The following is a 700-nucleotide window of genomic DNA, read 5'->3' as shown; positions in this document are numbered from 1 at the left end:
AGGGTTCGCCGGTCACCGGGCTGCCGGGCGGGTCCGGCAGGCGGGCGATGCGGGCGCGTGCCTCCGCCGCCTGCTCGGGCGAGGCGCGGCGCTGGTCGGGCACCTGGCCATGGGGATAGGCGCCGACCACCAGCAGGTCCTGGCTGGCATCCAGGCATTGATGGCCGGTGCCGGCCGGCAGCACCACCACGTCGCCGGCGGCCAGCGACAGCTCCGGCCCGTCCGGGCCGCCCAGCTGGACGCGCACCGCGCCCTCGGCGATGCCCAGCGCCTCATGCGCCGTGGTGTGGAAATGCACATAGGGGTGGATGCCGTCGCGCCAGGCCGGCGGCCAGCCATGGCGGCCGAACAGCGCCTCCACCGCCTCGGGCTCGCCGGCCGGGAAGCCGGCGCGGTAGAGCAGCACCGGAAGGCGCGGATTGTTGGGCACGCCGCCGCCGCCATTCAGCCAGATGGTTTCGCTCTGCATGCGGGTCTCCTTGCCAGTTGGCGATGCCTTGGCAACGAGCCCGCCCCGCTCTGGGTTGCTTGCGCCGCCTCACGCTGGGGAGTGTGGGGGGGTGTGCGGCACCGCGGCCTTCCACTCCTGACCGCCCACCCGCGGCGGCGGCGGGCACGCTCCCGCGCGCCTGCGGCGGCCCCGTTTCAGCGCGCCTGCGGCGGCCTCGTTTCAGCGCGCCTGCGGCGGCCTCGTTTCAGC

Annotated in this window: 1 protein-coding gene; it reads right to left on the bottom strand. The window is 75.6% G+C overall.

From position 1 onward, the window contains the following. Positions 1-469 (bottom strand): cupin domain-containing protein (locus HMPREF0731_RS22420; protein ID WP_007006565.1); only part of this gene is annotated, 469 nt, incomplete at its 3' end. Between the last annotated feature and the right edge of the window lie 231 nt (positions 470-700).

This window comes from Pseudoroseomonas cervicalis ATCC 49957 (genome assembly GCF_000164635.1).
Lineage (GTDB): Bacteria > Pseudomonadota > Alphaproteobacteria > Acetobacterales > Acetobacteraceae > Pseudoroseomonas > Pseudoroseomonas cervicalis.
The sequence above is the reverse complement of the archived record's forward strand: the minus strand, read 5'-3'. Positions and strand labels throughout refer to the sequence as shown.